At 68.6% G+C, this 16,981-nt stretch carries 16 protein-coding genes; 14 read left to right on the top strand and 2 right to left on the bottom strand.

Features of this window, described 5'->3' with window-relative positions; all coding sequences use genetic code 11:
• Positions 1 to 80 precede the first annotated feature (80 nt).
• The 4 genes from dnaK (at position 81) to JOF42_RS01020 (ending at position 4,050) form a co-directional block, all read left to right on the top strand.
• On the top strand, positions 81 to 1,943 hold the full coding sequence (gene dnaK, locus JOF42_RS01035) for a molecular chaperone DnaK (RefSeq protein ID WP_210096157.1): 1,863 nt from the start codon (positions 81 to 83) through the stop codon (positions 1,941 to 1,943).
• Positions 1,944 to 1,945: 2 nt separating this feature from the next.
• Complete coding sequence (locus JOF42_RS01030; protein WP_210096156.1) at positions 1,946 to 2,563, top strand: nucleotide exchange factor GrpE; 618 nt, start codon at positions 1,946 to 1,948, stop codon at positions 2,561 to 2,563.
• A gap of 7 nt (positions 2,564 to 2,570) precedes the next feature.
• Positions 2,571 to 3,560, top strand: coding sequence for a DnaJ C-terminal domain-containing protein (locus JOF42_RS01025; protein WP_210096155.1), 990 nt, complete (start codon positions 2,571 to 2,573; stop codon positions 3,558 to 3,560).
• 73 nt (positions 3,561 to 3,633) lie between these two features.
• Entirely contained in the window at positions 3,634 to 4,050 is a 417-nt protein-coding gene (locus JOF42_RS01020; protein WP_210099027.1) for a heat shock protein transcriptional repressor HspR, read from the top strand.
• Positions 4,051 to 4,067: 17 nt separating this feature from the next.
• Here JOF42_RS01020 and JOF42_RS01015 read toward each other — a convergent pair whose 3' ends face one another.
• Entirely contained in the window at positions 4,068 to 4,490 is a 423-nt protein-coding gene (locus JOF42_RS01015) for a hypothetical protein (protein ID WP_210096154.1), read from the bottom strand.
• Positions 4,491 to 4,664: 174 nt separating this feature from the next.
• On the opposite strand from JOF42_RS01015, the gene JOF42_RS01010 reads away from it, so the two are divergent.
• Positions 4,665 to 6,047 carry a flavin monoamine oxidase family protein gene (locus JOF42_RS01010; protein ID WP_245340684.1) on the top strand — a complete coding sequence of 461 codons (1,383 nt, stop codon included), beginning with the start codon at positions 4,665 to 4,667 and terminating at the stop codon, positions 6,045 to 6,047.
• An 18-nt stretch (positions 6,048 to 6,065) separates the two neighbouring features.
• Here JOF42_RS01010 and JOF42_RS01005 read toward each other — a convergent pair whose 3' ends face one another.
• Positions 6,066 to 6,710: a Pr6Pr family membrane protein gene (locus JOF42_RS01005; protein ID WP_210096152.1), complete on the bottom strand. Its 645-nt coding sequence runs from the start codon at positions 6,708 to 6,710 to the stop codon at positions 6,066 to 6,068.
• Positions 6,711 to 6,916: 206 nt separating this feature from the next.
• Here JOF42_RS01005 and JOF42_RS01000 point away from each other — a divergent pair, with 206 nt between their 5' ends.
• The 9 genes from JOF42_RS01000 to JOF42_RS00960 all read left to right on the top strand — a co-directional run bounded on the left by JOF42_RS01000 (position 6,917) and on the right by JOF42_RS00960 (position 16,949).
• The gene (locus JOF42_RS01000; RefSeq protein ID WP_210096151.1) at positions 6,917 to 7,357 is read left to right on the top strand and encodes a DoxX family protein; all 441 of its coding nucleotides are present in this window, start codon (positions 6,917 to 6,919) and stop codon (positions 7,355 to 7,357) included.
• Positions 7,358 to 7,461: 104 nt separating this feature from the next.
• Positions 7,462 to 8,127 (top strand): GntR family transcriptional regulator, encoded by a 666-nt coding sequence (locus JOF42_RS18140; RefSeq protein ID WP_210096150.1) that lies wholly within the window; start codon positions 7,462 to 7,464, stop codon positions 8,125 to 8,127.
• A 141-nt stretch (positions 8,128 to 8,268) separates the two neighbouring features.
• Positions 8,269 to 9,237 carry a tripartite tricarboxylate transporter substrate binding protein gene (locus JOF42_RS00990; protein WP_210096149.1) on the top strand — a complete coding sequence of 323 codons (969 nt, stop codon included), beginning with the start codon at positions 8,269 to 8,271 and terminating at the stop codon, positions 9,235 to 9,237.
• A gap of 80 nt (positions 9,238 to 9,317) precedes the next feature.
• Positions 9,318 to 9,854, top strand: coding sequence for a tripartite tricarboxylate transporter TctB family protein (locus tag JOF42_RS00985; protein WP_210096148.1), 537 nt, complete (start codon positions 9,318 to 9,320; stop codon positions 9,852 to 9,854).
• Positions 9,851 to 11,506 (top strand): tripartite tricarboxylate transporter permease, encoded by a 1,656-nt coding sequence (locus tag JOF42_RS00980; protein ID WP_210096147.1) that lies wholly within the window; start codon positions 9,851 to 9,853, stop codon positions 11,504 to 11,506. Before JOF42_RS00985 ends, JOF42_RS00980 begins: the two co-directional genes overlap by 4 nt.
• Entirely contained in the window at positions 11,503 to 12,372 is an 870-nt protein-coding gene (locus JOF42_RS00975; RefSeq protein ID WP_210096146.1) for a dihydrodipicolinate synthase family protein, read from the top strand. The genes JOF42_RS00980 and JOF42_RS00975 overlap by 4 nt, the downstream gene beginning before the upstream one ends.
• 88 nt (positions 12,373 to 12,460) lie before the next feature.
• Complete coding sequence (locus JOF42_RS00970; protein WP_210096145.1) at positions 12,461 to 14,158, top strand: long-chain-fatty-acid--CoA ligase; 1,698 nt, start codon at positions 12,461 to 12,463, stop codon at positions 14,156 to 14,158.
• A 62-nt stretch (positions 14,159 to 14,220) separates the two neighbouring features.
• A complete protein-coding gene (locus JOF42_RS00965) occupies positions 14,221 to 15,207 on the top strand; it encodes a LacI family DNA-binding transcriptional regulator (RefSeq protein WP_210096144.1) in 987 nt (328 codons plus the stop codon).
• Between the two features lie 110 nt (positions 15,208 to 15,317).
• Positions 15,318 to 16,949 (top strand): fucose isomerase, encoded by a 1,632-nt coding sequence (locus JOF42_RS00960; protein ID WP_210096143.1) that lies wholly within the window; start codon positions 15,318 to 15,320, stop codon positions 16,947 to 16,949.
• Positions 16,950 to 16,981: the final 32 nt, after the last annotated feature.

Raw genomic sequence — 16,981 nt, 5'->3', positions numbered from 1 at the left:
GTTGAGTCATCGCGACTCAGGTTTCCCTGATCGCCCCGGATTTCCAGACCACATCAACCTCAGCAACAAAGGAGAATCACATGGCACGTGCTGTTGGAATCGACCTCGGTACGACGAACTCCGTCGTCAGCGTCCTCGAGGGTGGCGAGCCGAAGGTCATCGCCAACGCCGAGGGCTTCCGCACGACCCCCTCGGTGGTCGCCTTCACGAAGGACGGCGAGGTGCTCGTCGGCGAGACCGCGAAGCGCCAGGCCGTCACGAACGTCGACCGCACCATCGCATCCGTCAAGCGTCACGTCGGCACCGACTGGACCTTCGACGTCGACGGCAAGAAGTGGACGCCGCAGGAGATCTCCGCGCGCATCCTCCAGAAGCTCAAGCGCGACGCCGAGTCCTACCTGGGCGACACGGTGACCGATGCGGTCATCACCGTCCCCGCGTACTTCAACGACGCCGAGCGTCAGGCCACGAAGGAGGCCGGCGAGATCTCGGGCCTCAACGTCCTGCGCATCATCAACGAGCCCACCGCTGCGGCCCTCGCCTACGGCCTCGACAAGGGCAAGGAAGACGAGCTCATCCTGGTCTTCGACCTCGGTGGCGGAACGTTCGACGTCTCCCTGCTCGAGGTGGGCAAGGACGATGACTTCTCGACCATCCAGGTGCGCTCGACCGCCGGTGACAACCGCCTCGGTGGAGACGACTGGGACCAGCGCCTCGTCGACCACCTGATCAAGCAGTTCAAGGAGACCACGGGCGTCGACGTCTCGGGCGACAAGATCGCCCTGCAGCGTCTGAAGGAGGCTGCAGAGCAGGCGAAGAAGGAGCTCTCCTCCTCGACCTCGACCAGCATCAACCTCCCGTACCTGTCGCTGACCGAGTCGGGCCCCGTCTCGCTCTCCGAGACGATCACCCGCGCGAAGTTCGAGGACCTCACCAAGGACCTGCTCGACCGCACCAAGAAGCCGTTCGAGGACGTCATCCGCGAAGCCGGCATCAAGGTCGCCGACATCGACCACATCGTGCTCGTGGGTGGATCGACCCGTATGCCGGCCGTCGCCGAGCTCGTCAAGCGCGAGACCGGCAAGGAGGCCAACAAGGGCGTCAACCCCGATGAGGTCGTCGCCGTCGGCGCCGCTCTCCAGGCAGGTGTCCTCAAGGGTGAGCGCAAGGACGTGCTGCTCATCGACGTCACGCCCCTCAGCCTCGGCATCGAGACCAAGGGCGGCATGATGACCAAGCTCATCGAGCGCAACACGGCCATCCCGACCAAGCGCAGCGAGACCTTCACCACGGCAGACGACAACCAGCCGTCCGTCGCGATCCAGGTCTTCCAGGGCGAGCGTGACTTCACCCGCGACAACAAGCCGCTCGGAACCTTCGAGCTCACCGGAATCGCCCCGGCCCCCCGTGGCATCCCGCAGATCGAGGTCACGTTCGACATCGACGCCAACGGCATCGTGCACGTGTCCGCCAAGGACAAGGGCACGGGCACCGAGAAGTCGATCGTCATCTCCGGCGGCTCGTCGCTGTCGAAGGAGGACATCGAGCGCATGGTGCGCGAGGCCGAGGAGCACGCGGCGGAAGACAAGGCGCGCCGCGAGGCCGCCGAGGTCCGCAACCAGGCCGAGACGCTCGCGTACTCGATCGACAAGCTGATCACCGAGAACGACGACAAGCTGCCTGAAGACGTCAAGACCGAGGTCAAGGCCGACGTCGACGCACTCAAGACGGCTCTGGCCGGCGAAGACGACGAGGCCGTGAAGACCGCGTTCGACAAGCTGAACCAGTCGCAGGGCAAGATCGGCGAGGCCATCTACGCACAGTCCCAGGCAGAGGGCGCTCCCAGCGCCGACGCCGCGGGCGAGGCTCCGGCCGATGACAGCTCCTCCGACGAGGACGTCATCGACGCCGAGGTCGTCGACGACGAGGACGAGAAGAAGTAATCATGACGGACAAGAACTTCGAAGGTGACGACGAGGTTCGCGGCGAGGGGTCGGATGCTCAGGCATCCGGCCCCGCGCCGCAGAACCCGGACTCCGATGAGGCCAGGGCCGCGGAGGGTTCCGACGCGGACTTCACGATCGACGACATCCTGAACGCGGATCAGACGGCTGAGGCCGCCGCAGGGGATGCCGCGCTCGCGGATGCCGAGGACGCGCTCCTGCACGACCTCAAGCGCCTCCAGGCCGAGTACGCCAACTACCGCCGCCGCACCGAAGAGCAGCGTCAGGTCGAGATCGAGCGCGCGAAGGGCGAGGCCGCCAAGGGCCTCATCCCCGTGCTCGACGATCTCGACCGCGCCGCCCAGCACGGCGATCTGGTCGAGGGCACGCCCTTCGCCGTGATCGCGGGCAAGGTGCGCACGGTGGTGGAGCGCCTCGGTGTCGTCTCGTACGGTGAGAAGGGCGAGGAATTCGACCCGCAGCGCCACGAGGCGATCTTCCAGCAGCCCACCCCGGGCGTCGAAAAGACCACGGTGCTCGAAGTCGTCGAGGTGGGTTACCGCCTCGGTGATGTCGAGCTGCGTCCCGCGAAGGTCGTCGTCGCCGTTCCCGCAGAGTAGGTGATCGATGGCTAGCCAGGACTGGTTCGACAAGGACTTCTACAAGACCCTCGGGGTCTCGAAGGACGTCAGCGACGCCGATCTCAAGAAGACGTACCGAAAGCTCGCTCGCAAATACCACCCCGACTCCAATCAGGGTGACGAGAAGGCCGAGGCGAAGTTCAAAGAGATCAGCGAGGCGTACTCGGTGCTCTCTGACGCGGAACAGCGCAAGGAGTACGACGAGATCCGCGCGATGGGCTCGGGCGCACGCTTCACGGCGGGCGGCACGGGCGCGGGCGGCTTCGAAGACGTCTTCAGCCGGTTCGGGCAGCAGGGGCGAGGGCAGCAGCAGTCCGCCGACTTCGAGGACATCTTCGCGATGTTCAATCAGGGTCAGGGTGGCTCGTTCGGCTCCGGTCGGTTCGGGCAGACCTCCGGTGGATTCCGCGGGTTCGGCGGCCCCCAGAAGGGAGCCGACGTCACGGCGCGCACCACGCTCGACTTCGCCACCGCCGTGCAGGGTGAGACCATCAGCCTGCAGGGCGAAGACGGCAAGCCGTTCAAGGTGAAGATCCCCGCCGGCGTCGCCGACGGTCAGAAGATCAGGCTCCGCGGCCGCGGCCGCCCCTCGCCGGACGGCGGGGAGCGCGGTGACGTCGTGGTGCAGATCGCGGTGCGGCCGCATCCGGTGTTCACCCGCGAGGGACTGAACCTGCGGGTGGTCGTGCCGGTGACCTTCACCGAGGCGGCGCTCGGCGCGACCATCGAGGTTCCGACGCTCGGCGGCGACACGGTCAAGCTCCGTGTCGCCCCCGGCACCCCGTCCGGACGCGTGCTGCGCGTCAAGGGACGCGGCGTGACCACCTCGAAGGGCACGGGCGACCTGCTCGCCGAGCTGCAGATCGCGGTGCCGTCGCACCTCGACGAGGCTGCTCGGGAGGCGCTGGAGAAGTTCCAGGCACTCGAGCCGTCTGAGAACCCCCGGGCCGACCTGATGGCCAAGGCCCGTCGGTAGAGATTCGGTCGGAAGAGAACGATGACGAACGCGAGCACCGAGGAAGAGGTGATCCACAGTGGCTGACCAGCGCATGGATGCCGACACCCCGGTGTTCGCGATCGCCGTCGCGGCTGAGCTCTCGGGCATGCACCCCCAGACCCTTCGGCAGTACGACCGCATCGGACTCGTGGTGCCCGGCCGCACATCCGGCGGCTCGCGCCGCTATTCGACCCGCAACATCGAGCAGCTCCGCGAGGTGGCCCAGCTGTCGTCCGAGGGCGTGAGCCTCCCGGCCATCGCCCGACTCCTCGATCTGGAAGACGAGAATCGGATGCTGCGGCGCCGCGTCGCAGAGCTCGACGCCGCGCTGCGTGCGGAGCGGGAGAACCGCCCCGGCGTCCGCGTGTTCGCCGCCGGTGCCGCGGGTGTCATCCCGATGCCCAGTGGTCGCCGCCTCCGCCGCTCGGCCGAGGTCGTCCTCTGGCATCCGGGCGGCGGGCGGGACTGACCCGCCGAGGGCGACCCCTACGACGATCGCCACACCTTGGTGGCGAGGTTCGCGACCTCCTTGTCGAGGGTGTCGAGTCGGTGGTCGAGTATGTCGATGCGACCGTTCAGATGCGCATCGAGCGCTTCGATCTGTCCAGTGAGTCGGTGGTCGAGTGCTTCGATCTGCCCAGTGAGTCGGTGGTCGAGCGCTTCGATCTGCCCAGTGAGTCGGTGGTCGAGTGCTTCGATCTGTCCGGTGAGCCTGCCGTCCAGCGCCTCGATCTTCCCGGTGAGTGTTCCCTCGAGATGGCCGATCTTTCCGGAGAGCGTGCCGTCGAGACGGCCGATCTCGGCCCGCACCACTCTGCCGAAATGCGTCGTCACAAGGGTGAAGCCACCCAGGAGTGCGGCACCGAACACCCCTATGAGCGTCCAGACCTGAGGCTCGTTCATCGTCATGACTCCATCCTGTGAGCGTCGCGCCAGAATGGCAGTGTGGGGTCGTCGGACGCCGACCGCCCGTGCGCGATCCTGCGGGTCTGGGGAGAGTCGGGGCGAGCCCCGCTTCGGTGCAGAAGGGAATACCGAACCCGCGCATCCATCCGCGCGCGGTATCGTTGCGACACGATGAGGATGACGCGTCGCACACTGCTGATGGGCGCCGGAGCCGGCGTTCTGGGGGTCTTGCTGGCCTCCTGCACGCCCGAGCCGGCGCCGTCGCCCACGCCCGACCGGTCGCCGACTCCGAAGCCGACATCCGACACGATCACCCCGGCGGCGTTCGCCCGCAGCTCGTGGTCCACGGATCCCTTCGCGCTCGGCGCCGCGAGCTTCACGCCCGTCGGCACACAGGTCAGCGAACGCGATGCGCTCGCGGAGCCGATCGACGACCGCCTGTTCCTGTCTGGCGAAGCGACTGACACCGAGGCGCCGGGCACGATCGCGGGCGCTCTCCGCTCGGGTGACCGCGCCGCCGGGCAGCTCCTGCGTGCGGCGGCGACAGGCGAACGGGTCGCGGTGATCGGCGCGGGGTTGGCCGGGGCCGCGGCGACAGCACGGCTCGTCGCCGACGGTCTGCAGGTCACGGTCTTCGAGGCGCGCGATCGCGTCGGCGGACGCATCCATTCCGTCGTCGACGACAAGGCCTGGCCCTTCCCGGCGCAGCTGGGAGGATGGCTTCTCGGCGCATCCGACGGTGAGATACGCGACCACCTCACCGAGCTCGATGTCCGCGACGTCTCGCTCACCGGAACGCGATGGCGGTCCGCCGACGGCGACGTCGAGCCGGTCTCCACCGAGCCCGTGCAGGCGGCGATCGCCTCGGCGCAGCAGGGCGTCACCGACATCTCTCTCGAGGATGCGCTGACCGAGGCGGGGGCCGACCCCACCGAGCCGGGGCTCGCGGCGCTGCTCGCCTCGATCACGGCGTTCTCCGGGGCTGACGCCGCGCAGGAGTCGTCGTGGTTCCCGCCGGCGCTTCCGGCCGATGAGTACATCGCGCCGCTCGGCGACCTGACGCCTGTGATCGAGGGGCTGCTCGACGGTGCGAAGCTCAGTCTCTCGTCGCCCGTGAGCCGCATCGCCTACGACGAGAAGGGTGTGAGTCTCGGCATCGCGTCGGGCGAATCGCTGTCGTTCGACCGGGTGCTGATCACGGTGCCGCTCGGAGTGCTCAAGGGTGAGGGGCTGCAGTTCGCTCCGGCGCTGCCGTTCGGCCACCGCGGTGCGATCGCCGCGCTCGGCATGGGGCGCATCGAGACCGTCTGGCTGAGGTTCGACGAGCCGCTCGCCTTCGCGGCGCCGCAGACCGAGGGCGAACCCGAGGCGGCGATCTGGCATGCCGTCGGCGGCGACGGGCTCATCCGCACCTGGTTCAACCTCGCCCCGGTCACGGGGGAGGACGTCGTCGTCGGCATCGTCGGAGGAGAAGCCGCCGACGCGTTCGCGAAGCTCGACGATCAGAAGGTGCTGGAGGCGGCGATCGCCTCGCTCGCGCCGTTCCTCACCGCCGTCTAGCGGGGTCCTGCGCGGGGTTCAGACCTCGGGGCGCTCGTGGCCTCGCCGTCGCATCCTGCTGACGAGCACGATGACCGTTGCGACGAGGGCAAAGATCGCCAGAGCGATCGCGCTCGTCAGCAGGAACTCGGGCGGGCCCGACACCTGACGAGGATCCAGGAAGTAGTAGGGGTACCAGCCCACCGAGGGGCCGCGCCACAGGGTGACCCCTCCCCAGGCGAGGGGAAAGGCCAGTGCCGTCGGCACGACCCACCACGGCACACCGCGGTGCCCCGGCGTGAGCACCCAGGCGATGGCCGTGCACGCGGGCAGATAGAAATGCAGCACCTGATCGGACCAGGGCACGTCGACGCGGATGCCGCGCAATCCCGCCTGCCACACGATCAGCGCGAAGGCGAGCCCTGCGGTGATCGTCCAGGTCAGCACCAGCGCCAAGGAGACGGTGAACCAGCGTGGATCCGCGGGCCGGATGAACGCCAGCACCGCCCCGATCAGCAGCACGACGACGAGCGCGCAGTTGGACTGCACGGTCAGGTAGGCGAAGAAGTTCTCGCCCGCGATCGTGCGCGAGCTCAGGCCCCAGAACAGGCGATGCACGAGCGCGACGGTGCACACGGATGCCGTCGCCAGGCGCAGCACACCGAATGCCGATCGTGCCCTCACCTTCGTCCCTGCCCTCTCCCGGCTGCGACCATCGCCCTCCCCAGCGTGATTCACGCCACCCGGCGAGTCTACGGAAGGCTGCTCGACGCGGGCTCCGAGTAGGGCGCGCTCAGGAGAAGGAAAAGTGCGCTTTCTACCGTGGGAGCAGGGAACGACCCTGCTCCGCGCCTGGCGCGCGGTGTCCTGCCACGAAGGAACATCTCCTCATGACGAACACCACCGCCCCCTCCGCCGCCTCTTCGCTGGGACTCCTCGTCCTGCGCGTCGTCGTCGGCTTCGTCTTCGCCGCTCATGGAGCGCAGAAGATCTTCGAGTACACCCTCCCCGGGGCCATCGGCAGCTTCGCCGGCATGGGCGTCCCGCTGCCCGAGATCGCCGCGCCCGTCGTCGCGTTCGTCGAGCTGATCGGCGGCATCCTGCTGGCGCTCGGACTCTTCACGCGCCCCGTCGGCATCCTGCTCGCGGTCGACATGGTCGTGGCGCTCGTCGCCGTGCACCTGCCCGCGGGCCTGTGGGTGGGCGAGGGCGGATACGAGTTCGTCGCGGTACTCGGGGTCGCAGCGCTCGCGCTGGCCTTCACCGGAGCCGGACGCTTCTCGCTCGACGGGGCGTTCCTCCGCGGACGCGTTCCCGCCTGGCTCAGCTGACGGGAAGGTGCTCGGCGCGAGGCCGAGAGAGGGAGCGCCGTCGCGGCGCTCCCTCCGCCTTGTCGCCCGGTGTGTATCCTGTCAACTGTTAACAGGAGGTCACCGTGACACAGACCGTGAAGCGCGGAGAGTCCCTCGGAGCGCAGGTCGCGCAGGTCCTGCGCCAGCGCATCGTCCGCGGAGAGCTGGCGCCCGGCGCCCGCATCACCGAAGAGGCCCTCGCCGAGGAGTTCTCGGTGAGCAGGGGACCGATCCGCGACGCGCTCACCCAGCTCAGCTTCGAGAAGCTCGTCGAGGTGCAGCGCCCTCGTGGCGTGTACATCACCGGACTCTCGCAGGACGACGTCGATCAGCTGTACAGCCTGCGCGGCGCCCTCGAGCAGCTGGCGCTCTCGCGGGCCATGCGAGTGGACGACGACGCGCGCTGGGCGGCGATGGCTGCGGCCGTCGGGCGGATGGGTGCCGCCGCCGACAGTGGTGATCACGCGGCTTTCGTCGCCGCCGACCTCGAGTTCCACTCGGAGATCTACGCGCTGGCCGACCACCCCCGGCTGCAGGGTGCCTGGAGCCAGTACCTGCCGACCTTCGCCTCGCTCCTCGAGGTCACGATCAATCACGACGACGACCTCCACGAGTCGTCGGACGATCACGTGAAGTTGATGGACGTGATGCGCTCCGGCACACCGGAGGAGGCGGCCTCGGTCCTGACCGCCCATCTCGACGGCGCCCGCGATCGGATGCTCAGCGAGCTCGCCGGCCGCCCGGCCTGACGGTCGACTCTCGATCCCGAACCTGCGCGGACCGACTCGACCGCACGGCTTCGAGCACCACTCCGAGTGTTGACTGTTAACAGTCAACACTGCTACGGTCGGAGGGTCGACAACAAGGTCGACCCACGTAGAGGAGCAAAGATGCCCCGCATGCGCATCACCCGGGCGGCCGCCGCGATCGCGGCCGCCGCCGCCACCGCTCTCGTCCTGTCGGCCTGCACCAAGGTCGAAGAGGGTGAGGATGCGGCATCCGCCTTTCCCGAGAACGACATCCGCCTGATCATCCAGGCCAACCCCGGCGGCGGGTCCGACCTGTCGTCGCGCGCCCTCGCCACCGAGCTCGAGGGGATCCTCGGCGTCAGCGTCATCCCCGAGAACATGCCCGGTGCCGCAGGCGCGCTCGCCATGGAGTACGTCGGCGCGCAGGATCCCGACGGCTACGTGATCGGATTCGCCCCGGTCGAGATCGCGATGCTCAACACCACGCAGAGCGCGAACGTGCTCCCCGAGGACTTCGATCTGCTCGGCCAGATCATGCTGGCTCCCGGAGTCATCACGGTCGGCGCCAACAGCGGCATCGAGTCGCTCGAAGACCTCGTCGCCCAGGCGAAGTCCGGCGCCGTCACGGTCGCCAACTCCGGTGCCGGATCGATCTGGGAGGCCGCGACCGTCGGCCTCGGCGATGCGACCGACGCGACCTTCTCGCCCGTGCCGTACGACGGTGGTGCGACCGCCGTCGCCGCCGCCGCATCCGGAGAGACGGTCGCCGCGGTGTCGGGTCTCGGTGAGGCCCTCGCGCAGGGCGAGGCCGTGCGCATCCTCGCGGTCATGAACGACGAGCGCCACCCGGATGCCGAGGACGTGCCGACGGTCGATGAGGCCATCGGTGAAGACGTGGTCTTCGGAGGGTGGGGTGGCATCTACGCCCCCAAGGGCCTGCCGGACGACGTCAAGGGCGAGCTGGAGTCCGCGGTGAAGGAAGCCGTCGAGTCCGACACCTACCAGCAGTTCCAGAAGGACGCGGGAAACCTCGTGGTCTACCGCGACTCGGCGGAGTGGACGACCTTCGTCGACGAGCAGTTCGACCTCTTCAAGGAGCTCCTGGGCTGACCGGCACTCGGAGAGCGGGGCCGGCTCATCACCGGCCCCGCAGCATCCGATGCCGCACGTCAGACCAGGGAAGGAGCACCATGTCCCACGCCGATGCCACCAGCCCGGCCGAGCAGGACGAGCAGCAGGGCGCACCCGCGTCGCGGCCGCTCGAGATCGTCTTCGGATTCGTCGCCCTCGCGTTCAGCGCGGGCTATCTGTTCCTCGCCACCCAGATCCCGCTGCGCCGCGAGGCTGCGCCCGGTCAGATCGATGCGCGCTTCTGGCCCATGGTCATCGCCGTCACCGCCGTGGTCATCTCGCTCGCCGTTCTCGCGGTGGCCGTCACACGGCCCGCACAGGGCCGCGAGGACCTCGACCGCATCCAGTCGGGAGGTGTGATCCGGGTCGTCGCCACTCTCGCGATCGCGGGTGTGTTCATCGCCGTCTGGTCGCTCGGCACCGTCATCCTGTTCGGCTATCGCATCGAGGTCTTCCCGGTGGCGGCCGCCCTGCTGATGGCCGGCCTCATGCTTCTCTACGGCCACCGCCGCTGGCTGAGCCTGATCATCTACTCCGTCTCCGTCACGGCGTTCGTCTACGTCGTGTTCGGCATGCTACTGAGGATCCCGCTGTGAACGCGCTCATGGAGGGGCTGAACTCGCTCCTCGACATCTCGATCCTGCTCTACATGCTCGTCGGGCTCCTGCTCGGCTTCATGGTCGGAGCCTTCCCCGGCATCACCGCGACCATGGCCGTCGCCCTCGCCGCCGGATTCACACTGACCCTCGAGCCCGTGCAGGGCCTCGCCGTGCTGCTCACGATCTACGTCGCCGCGAACTTCGGTGATCGCGTCCCCTCGATCCTCATCAACACCCCGGGCACCCCGGCGTCGATCGCCACGACGCTCGACGGCTATCCGATGGCGAAGCAGGGCAGAGCAGGCCTCGCCCTGACGATCTCGGCGATCGTCTCGGCCGTCGGCATCCTCGCCTCCCTCGTGCTGTTCGCCGTCGCGGCGGTGCCGATCGCGAGTTTCGCCCGCGACTACTTCAAGTCGCCGGAGCTCTTCGCGCTGGTCGTCTTCGGCATCTCGATCATGATCGGCATCTCGTCGAAGTCGATGCTCAAGGGCATCCTCGCCGGTCTCTTCGGCCTCATGCTCGGCACCGTCGGAACGTACGCCGCCACGGCCGACCAGCGCTTCACCTTCGGGGTGCTCGAGCTGGTCGAGGGCGTCAACTTCATCGCCGTGATCATCGGACTGTTCGGCATCGCCGAGCTCTTCGACCAGCTGCTCACGTATCGGAAGTCGAACGTGCGCCCCATCTCGAGCCTCGGTCGCTGGTGGCCGAATCGCTCGGAGCTGAAGCAGAGCGGGCGGGCGACCGCGGTCGGCGGCGCTGTCGGACTCGGAGTCGGGCTCATCCCCGCGGCCGGTGGCGACATCGCGGGCCTCATCGGCTGGGAGCGTGCCCGCAAGGCCTCGAAGCACCCCGAGATGTTCGGCAAGGGGTCGATCGAGGGCGTCGCCGCCTCCGACACCGCCTCGAGCGCCACACTCGGCGGCTCACTCACGACGACGATGGCGCTCGGCATCCCGGGTGACTCGGTGATGGCGGTGATGATCGGCTCGATGATCATTTGGGGCATCACCCCCGGCCCGACCCTGTTCACGAACCGCCCCGACCTCGTCGTCTCGATCGTGGGCATCATGCTCGTCGCGACGCTGCTCTCGCTGGGTCTGAGCCTCGTCCGCATGAAGGGCATGGTCAAGCTGCTCGACGTGCCGCAGCCGTACCTGTGGAGCGGCATCCTGATCTTCTGCATCATCGGCACGTACGCCACCTCGAACAGCCTCTCGACCGTCGTCACGATGCTCGTGTTCGGTGTGATCGGCGTGCTGCTCAAGCGGATGCAGGTGCCGGCCGGGCCCATCGTGCTCGGCCTGCTCCTCGGCCCGCTTGCGGAGGAGAACCTGGCTCGCACGCTGGCGATCCTGCCGACCCGCCCGTTCTTCGAGGTCGTGAGCCCGATCGCGATCGTGCTGCTGGTGCTCGCGGTGCTGTCGATCGTGATGCCGGCCATCCGTGCGGCCCGCAGCCCTCGTGGTGAGCGCGCCTCGCTCGAGGACTCGATCCTGTCGGCCTCGACGGTCGAGCAGATCGAGAAGGCGCACGAAGAGCTCGCCGCGGACCCCGACCTGCTCACGTCGACCGTGCGCAATGTCGACACCTCAGCCCGCGCGGCCCGCAAGGCCCGCAAGAACTCCAAGGAGACCGAGAAGTGACCCGCTACGACATCCTCACCGCCGTGCCCACCGCCTTCCACAGCGACGGCGCACTCGATCTCGAGGGGTCGCGGGCGATCTTCCGGTTCGTCGCAGAGTCCGGGAACGAGGGCGCCTTCGTGCTCGGCACGACCGGCGAGTTCCCCGCGGTCGACGCCACCGAGTTCGCGGCGATCGTCGAGGCGGCGCTCGCGGAGCTGAAGGATCGGATGCGCGTCGTCGTGCACGTCGGCCAGCCCAGCACGTTCGAGGCCCTGCGCCTGGTCGAGATCGCGAAGGGACTGGGCGCGACCGAGTTCGCCGCGCTCACGCCGTACTACCTGAAGGCGACGGACGACTCGATCTTCGAGTACTTCGCGGCCCTGTCCGATGCGATCGGCGACGGCCGGCTCTACGTCTACATCTATCCGGCCCGCAGCGGCAATCCGGTCTCGGTCGAGCTGCTCGCGCGCCTCGCCGAGCTGCCGAACGTCGTCGGTGCGAAGGTCAGCGAACTGTCGCTCGACGAGATCGCCGCCTACCGCGCCGCGGTGCCCGCCGACTTCGATCTGTACACGGGCGCCGATCGCGACCTGATCGCCGCGGTGCAGGTCGGCGCGCAGGGTGTCGTGTCGGGCGTCTCGTCGGTCACCCCCAAGCCGTTCCGCGCGCTGGCCGACGCAGGACGCTCGGGGGATGCCGGCGCGATCGCCGCCGCCCAGGCCGCGGTCGACGATGTGGTCTCGCTCATCGGCGGCGACATGGCGCGCATGAAGGAGGCCTACCGGGTGCTCGACGTCGTCGACACGCACTGCCGCATGGCGATCGCCGAGCCGACGGATGCCGAGCGCGCCGCGGTCGCGCAGGTCGTGGCCGCCCACCGGTAGGGGGCGGGGGAGGGCGGGGCGGCAGGGCTTCGGCGCTGTCGCCCTTTCTGTCGCCCCTTCTCACAGGCGCCCGCGACATGATGGGGTCATGCCCGTCAATCCGTACGACTCCCGCCCGTGGCTCGACTCCTATGCGGATGGTGTCCCCGCCGACATCGAGACTCCGTCCCAGACGTTGCCCGAGATGATCGAGGCGAGCATCACGACGTTCGGCCGACGACCGGCGCTCGAGTTCTTCGGCGCCGTCACGTCGTATCGTGACCTCGGCGATCAGATCCTGCGCGCCGCCGAGGGGCTGCGGCGCCTGGGCGTGAGCAAGGGCGACCGTGTGGCGCTGGTGCTGCCCAACTGCCCTCAGCACGTCGTGGCCTTCTATGCGGCGCTCCGCCTCGGCGCGATCGTCGTCGAGCACAACCCGCTCTACACCGCCAGGGAGCTGCGGCATCAGTTCGAGGATCACGGGGCCAAGGTCGCGATCGTCTGGGACAAGACGGTCGACACGATCGCGGACTTCCCCGCCGACCTGCGGGTCGAGCACATCGTGAGCGTCGATCTGACCGAGGCCATGCCCGCTGCGCAGCGGCTCCTGCTGCGGTTGCCCCTCCCGAAGGCGCGCGCGTCGGGGGCGAAGCTGACGAGCACCCCGAAGGCGCGCAGAGCGCTGCCCTGGAAGAAGATGGTCGATCATCGCCGCCTCTCGCGCCGCGTCGAGGGCCCGACCCTCGGAGACACCGCACTCCTGCAGTACACGAGCGGGACGACGGGCGTGCCGAAGGGCGCGATCCTCACGCACGCGAACCTGCGCGCCAACGCGATGCAGGGGCAGGCGTGGGTGCCGGGTCTGGTCGCCGGGGAGGAGACCTTCTACGGCGTGCTGCCGCTGTTCCACGCCTACGGCATGACGCTCTGTCTGACCTTCGCGATGAGCATCGGCGCGAAGCTGGTGCTGTTCCCGACGTTCGATCTCGGCCTCGTCACGAAGGCGGCGCGCACGAGCCCACCGACGTTCCTCCCCGCTGTCCCGCCGATCTACGACCAGCTCGCGAGGGCCGCATCCCGCGGAACGATCGACCTCTCGACCGTGAGGTTCGCGATCTCCGGCGCCATGAGCCTGCCGGTCGCGACGGTGCAGCGATGGGAAGAGGCGACCGGAGGGCTGCTCGTCGAGGGCTACGGCATGACCGAGAGCTCACCCGTCGCGCTCGGCAACCCGATGGGTCGCAGTAGGCGCCCCGGAACAGTGGGCGTGCCCTTCCCGAGCACGGAGATCCGCGTCGTCGATCCGGCGGACACCGACATCGACGTTCCCGTGGGGGAGCGGGGCGAGCTGCTGGTCCGCGGCCCGCAGGTGTTCCAGGGATACTGGCGCAGACCGAGTGAGACCGCCGACGTGCTGCTCGCTGACGGGTGGCTGCGCACCGGCGACATCGCCGAGGTGTCGGCCGACGGCTTCGTGACGATCGTCGACCGCCTCAAGGAGCTCATCATCACGGGCGGGTTCAACGTATCTCCCACCGAGGTGGAGGATGCGCTCCAGGCGCACCCCGACGTGCTCGCTGCCGCCGTGGTCGGCCTCCCGCGCTCGAGTGGCGGCGAAGAGGTCGCGGCGGCCGTGGTGCTCCGTGACGGCGCGGAACTCGACGCGGGCGCCCTGCGCGACTTCTGCCGCACGAGGCTCACTCCCTACAAGGTTCCCAAGCGCATCGTCGCAATGGATGATCTTCCGCGCTCGCTCATCGGCAAGGTGCTGCGTCGTCAGGTGCGGGATCGGATGCTCGCGGGTTGAGTCACGGGCGTGCGGGGCCGTGTGTGCTCGCCGCGAATCGTGAAACCGGTTACAGTGTGCCGATGGTCACGATCTACGACGTCGCCCGGCTCGCGCAGGTCTCGCCGGCCACCGTCTCTCGCGTGTTCAACGGGACCAGCGTCTCCGACGAGAAGGTCGCTGCCGTGCGCCGCGCGGCCGAGCAGCTGAGCTTCACGCCCAATCGCACCGCACGCAACCTGCGTCGGCAGAGCTCCGAGGTGATCGCTCTCGTCATCCCGGACATCGAGAATCCGTACTTCACCGAGATGGCCCGCGGTGTCGAGGATATCGCCTCCGAGGCCGGGTACTCCGTGGTGCTGTGCAATACGGACGCCCAGGTCGAGAAGGAGGCGACCTACCTGCGGATCGCCATGGCCGAGCACATGTCGGGCGTCATCATCGCGACCGCCGACGAGGATTCCGACCTCGACAGCATCCTCGCGACCGGTCGTCCCGTCGTCGCGGTCGACCGCAGCACGAGCTACGACATCGACGGCGTCGTCATGGCGAACCGGGCGGCGGGCATTTCGGCAGCGAAAGATCTCATCGATGCCGGATACCGTCGCATCGCCTACATCGGCGGGCCGGAGCACATCGACACGGCCGCCGAGAGAGCCGCCGGATGGCGGTCGGCGCTGGGGGCGGCGCATCCGGATCTCGACCTCGACGAACTCGAACGGTTCGCCACGTTCCGCGTCGACGGAGGGCGCACGGCGATGGAGGAGCTCCTCGCGCTCCCCGAGCCGCCGGATGCCGTCGTGGCCGGGAACAACCTCATCGGCGTCGGCGCGATCCAGGTGCTGACGGAACACGGGCTGACCCCACCGCAGGTCGGCGTCGCCGTGATCGGATCGCTGCCTTTCACCACCCTCTCGCCGACCGCGGTGACGGTCGTTCGGCTGCCCGCCCGTCATATGGGAGTCACAGCGGCGCGCATGCTGCTGGAGCGCATCGGTGGCGACGGCCAGCCCTCGCGCACGGTGGTGCTGCGCAACGAGATCCAGCCGGCCAGCGTCGTCAGGGTCTGACGGAGTCTGCCGCGCTCTCTCGCTGAGACGGGAGCATCCTCACGCCTTGTGCCGTGAAATCGATTTCGCGTACAGTGGCAGAACACGTGCGATCAAGGAGGACGCGAGTCATGACCTACACCCTGCCGGCACCGGCATCCCGACCGGCATCTGCCCCGAAGACCGCGTATCTGATCGCCTCGGGCGACCTGCGCGAAGCCGCGAACACCGGCGGCTGGCCTGTGCAGGTCGAGCTCGAAGCCGGCGTCACCGGAGTCTTCGCGGATCTCGGCTGGACCGTCATCCGCGCCAACGACGTCGACCCCGCCACCGGGCACGGCTTCATCTCGAGCCAGCGCATGGGCCTCGACGTCTTCAAGAACATCCCCACGGATGCTCCGCTCATCGTCGCCGAGGCCGTGTGGCAGTACTCGCACCACGTGCTCGCCGGCCTTCGCACGCACGAGGGGCCGATCCTCACCGTCGCGAACTTCGCGGGGGACTGGCCAGGACTCGTCGGACTGCTCGGCTTGAACGCCGGCCTCACGAAGATGGACAAGCCCTACGCCACGATCTGGTCGGTGGACTTCACCGACGAGTGGTTCAGAGCCGGGATCCGCGAGTGGACGGAGACCGGATCGATCACGCACGACGCCTCGCACGTGCGTCCCCTGCCCGAGCTGCCCGACAGCCCCGAGAAGCAGCTCGGAGAGGCGCTCGCCGCCGAGCTGCTCGCCGAGAAGGCCATCATCGGCGTCTTCGACGAGGGCTGCATGGGCATGTACAACGCGATCTTCGATGACGAGCTGCTGAACCGGACGGGCATCTACAAGGAGCGCCTCTCGCAGTCGGCGCTCTACGCCGAGATGCTCGAGGTCTCGGATGCTGAGGCGGATGCCGCGTACGACTGGCTGATCGACGCCGGCATGACGTTCCGCTACGGCGAGGACGCCGAGACCGAGCTCACCCGTGAGCAGGTGCAGTGGCAGCTGAAGATGTACATCGCCGCCCTCCGCATCGCCGACGACTTCGGGCTCGACGCGGTCGGCATCCAGTACCAGCAGGGTCTGAAAGACCTGGTGCCGGCATCCGACCTCGCCGAAGGCATCCTGAACTCGACCGAGCGCCCGCCGGTGACCTCGCGTGACGGCTCGCGCGTGCTGCACGAGGGCCGCGCCTTCCCGCACTTCAACGAGGCCGACGAGGGCGTCGCCGTCGACGCGCTCGTCACCGATCGGGTGTGGCGCGCGATGGGGCTCGTCCCTGACAACACGCTGCACGACGTGCGCTGGGGTGAGGACTTCGACGGGCAGTTCGTCTGGGTCTACGAGATCTCGGGCTCGGTGCCCGCGTCGCACCTCGGCGGCTGGCAGCACGCCGAGGGCTGGCGTCAGGGGCACGTCTTCTTCCCGGCGGGCGGCGCCACGATCAACGGCGTCTCGAAACCGGGCGAGATCGTGCTGTCGCGCGTGTTCATCGCCGACGGCATCCTGCAGGCCGACATCTTCCGGGCCTCGGTCGTCGAGCTGCCGGACGCAGAGACCCAGCGCCGCAAGGATGCGACGAACCCCGAGTGGCCGATCGCGCACGTGGTGCTGCACGGCATCTCGCGCGACCAGTTCATGGCCCGCCACAAGGCGAACCACGCGCAGCTCGTCTACGCGCCGGACGCAGAGACCGCCGACAGGGCGCTCATCGCGAAGGCCGCGATGTTCGCGGGCATGGGCATCAAGGTCAACGTCGTCGGAGACGCGACGATCTGAGCGAGGGCTGCGGGCCCACGGATCATTACAGT

The organism is Microbacterium phyllosphaerae, assembly GCF_017876435.1.
GTDB classification, from domain to species: domain Bacteria; phylum Actinomycetota; class Actinomycetes; order Actinomycetales; family Microbacteriaceae; genus Microbacterium; species Microbacterium phyllosphaerae.
The sequence above is the reverse complement of the archived record's forward strand: the minus strand, read 5'-3'. Positions and strand labels throughout refer to the sequence as shown.

What these genes read in the sequence shown, in the direction of transcription:
- dnaK (WP_210096157.1), top strand. Translation starts at nt 81, where the DNA reads ATGGCACGTGCTGTTGGAATCGACCTCGGTACGACGAACTCCGTCGTC.
- JOF42_RS01030 (WP_210096156.1), top strand. Translation starts at nt 1,946, where the DNA reads ATGACGGACAAGAACTTCGAAGGTGACGACGAGGTTCGCGGCGAGGGG.
- JOF42_RS01025 (WP_210096155.1), top strand. Translation starts at nt 2,571, where the DNA reads ATGGCTAGCCAGGACTGGTTCGACAAGGACTTCTACAAGACCCTCGGG.
- JOF42_RS01020 (WP_210099027.1), top strand. Translation starts at nt 3,634, where the DNA reads ATGGATGCCGACACCCCGGTGTTCGCGATCGCCGTCGCGGCTGAGCTC.
- JOF42_RS01015 (WP_210096154.1), bottom strand. Translation starts at nt 4,490, where the DNA reads ATGACGATGAACGAGCCTCAGGTCTGGACGCTCATAGGGGTGTTCGGT.
- JOF42_RS01010 (WP_245340684.1), top strand. Translation starts at nt 4,665, where the DNA reads ATGACGCGTCGCACACTGCTGATGGGCGCCGGAGCCGGCGTTCTGGGG.
- JOF42_RS01000 (WP_210096151.1), top strand. Translation starts at nt 6,917, where the DNA reads ATGACGAACACCACCGCCCCCTCCGCCGCCTCTTCGCTGGGACTCCTC.
- JOF42_RS00990 (WP_210096149.1), top strand. Translation starts at nt 8,269, where the DNA reads ATGCCCCGCATGCGCATCACCCGGGCGGCCGCCGCGATCGCGGCCGCC.
- JOF42_RS00985 (WP_210096148.1), top strand. Translation starts at nt 9,318, where the DNA reads ATGTCCCACGCCGATGCCACCAGCCCGGCCGAGCAGGACGAGCAGCAG.
- JOF42_RS00970 (WP_210096145.1), top strand. Translation starts at nt 12,461, where the DNA reads ATGCCCGTCAATCCGTACGACTCCCGCCCGTGGCTCGACTCCTATGCG.
- JOF42_RS00965 (WP_210096144.1), top strand. Translation starts at nt 14,221, where the DNA reads ATGGTCACGATCTACGACGTCGCCCGGCTCGCGCAGGTCTCGCCGGCC.
- JOF42_RS00960 (WP_210096143.1), top strand. Translation starts at nt 15,318, where the DNA reads ATGACCTACACCCTGCCGGCACCGGCATCCCGACCGGCATCTGCCCCG.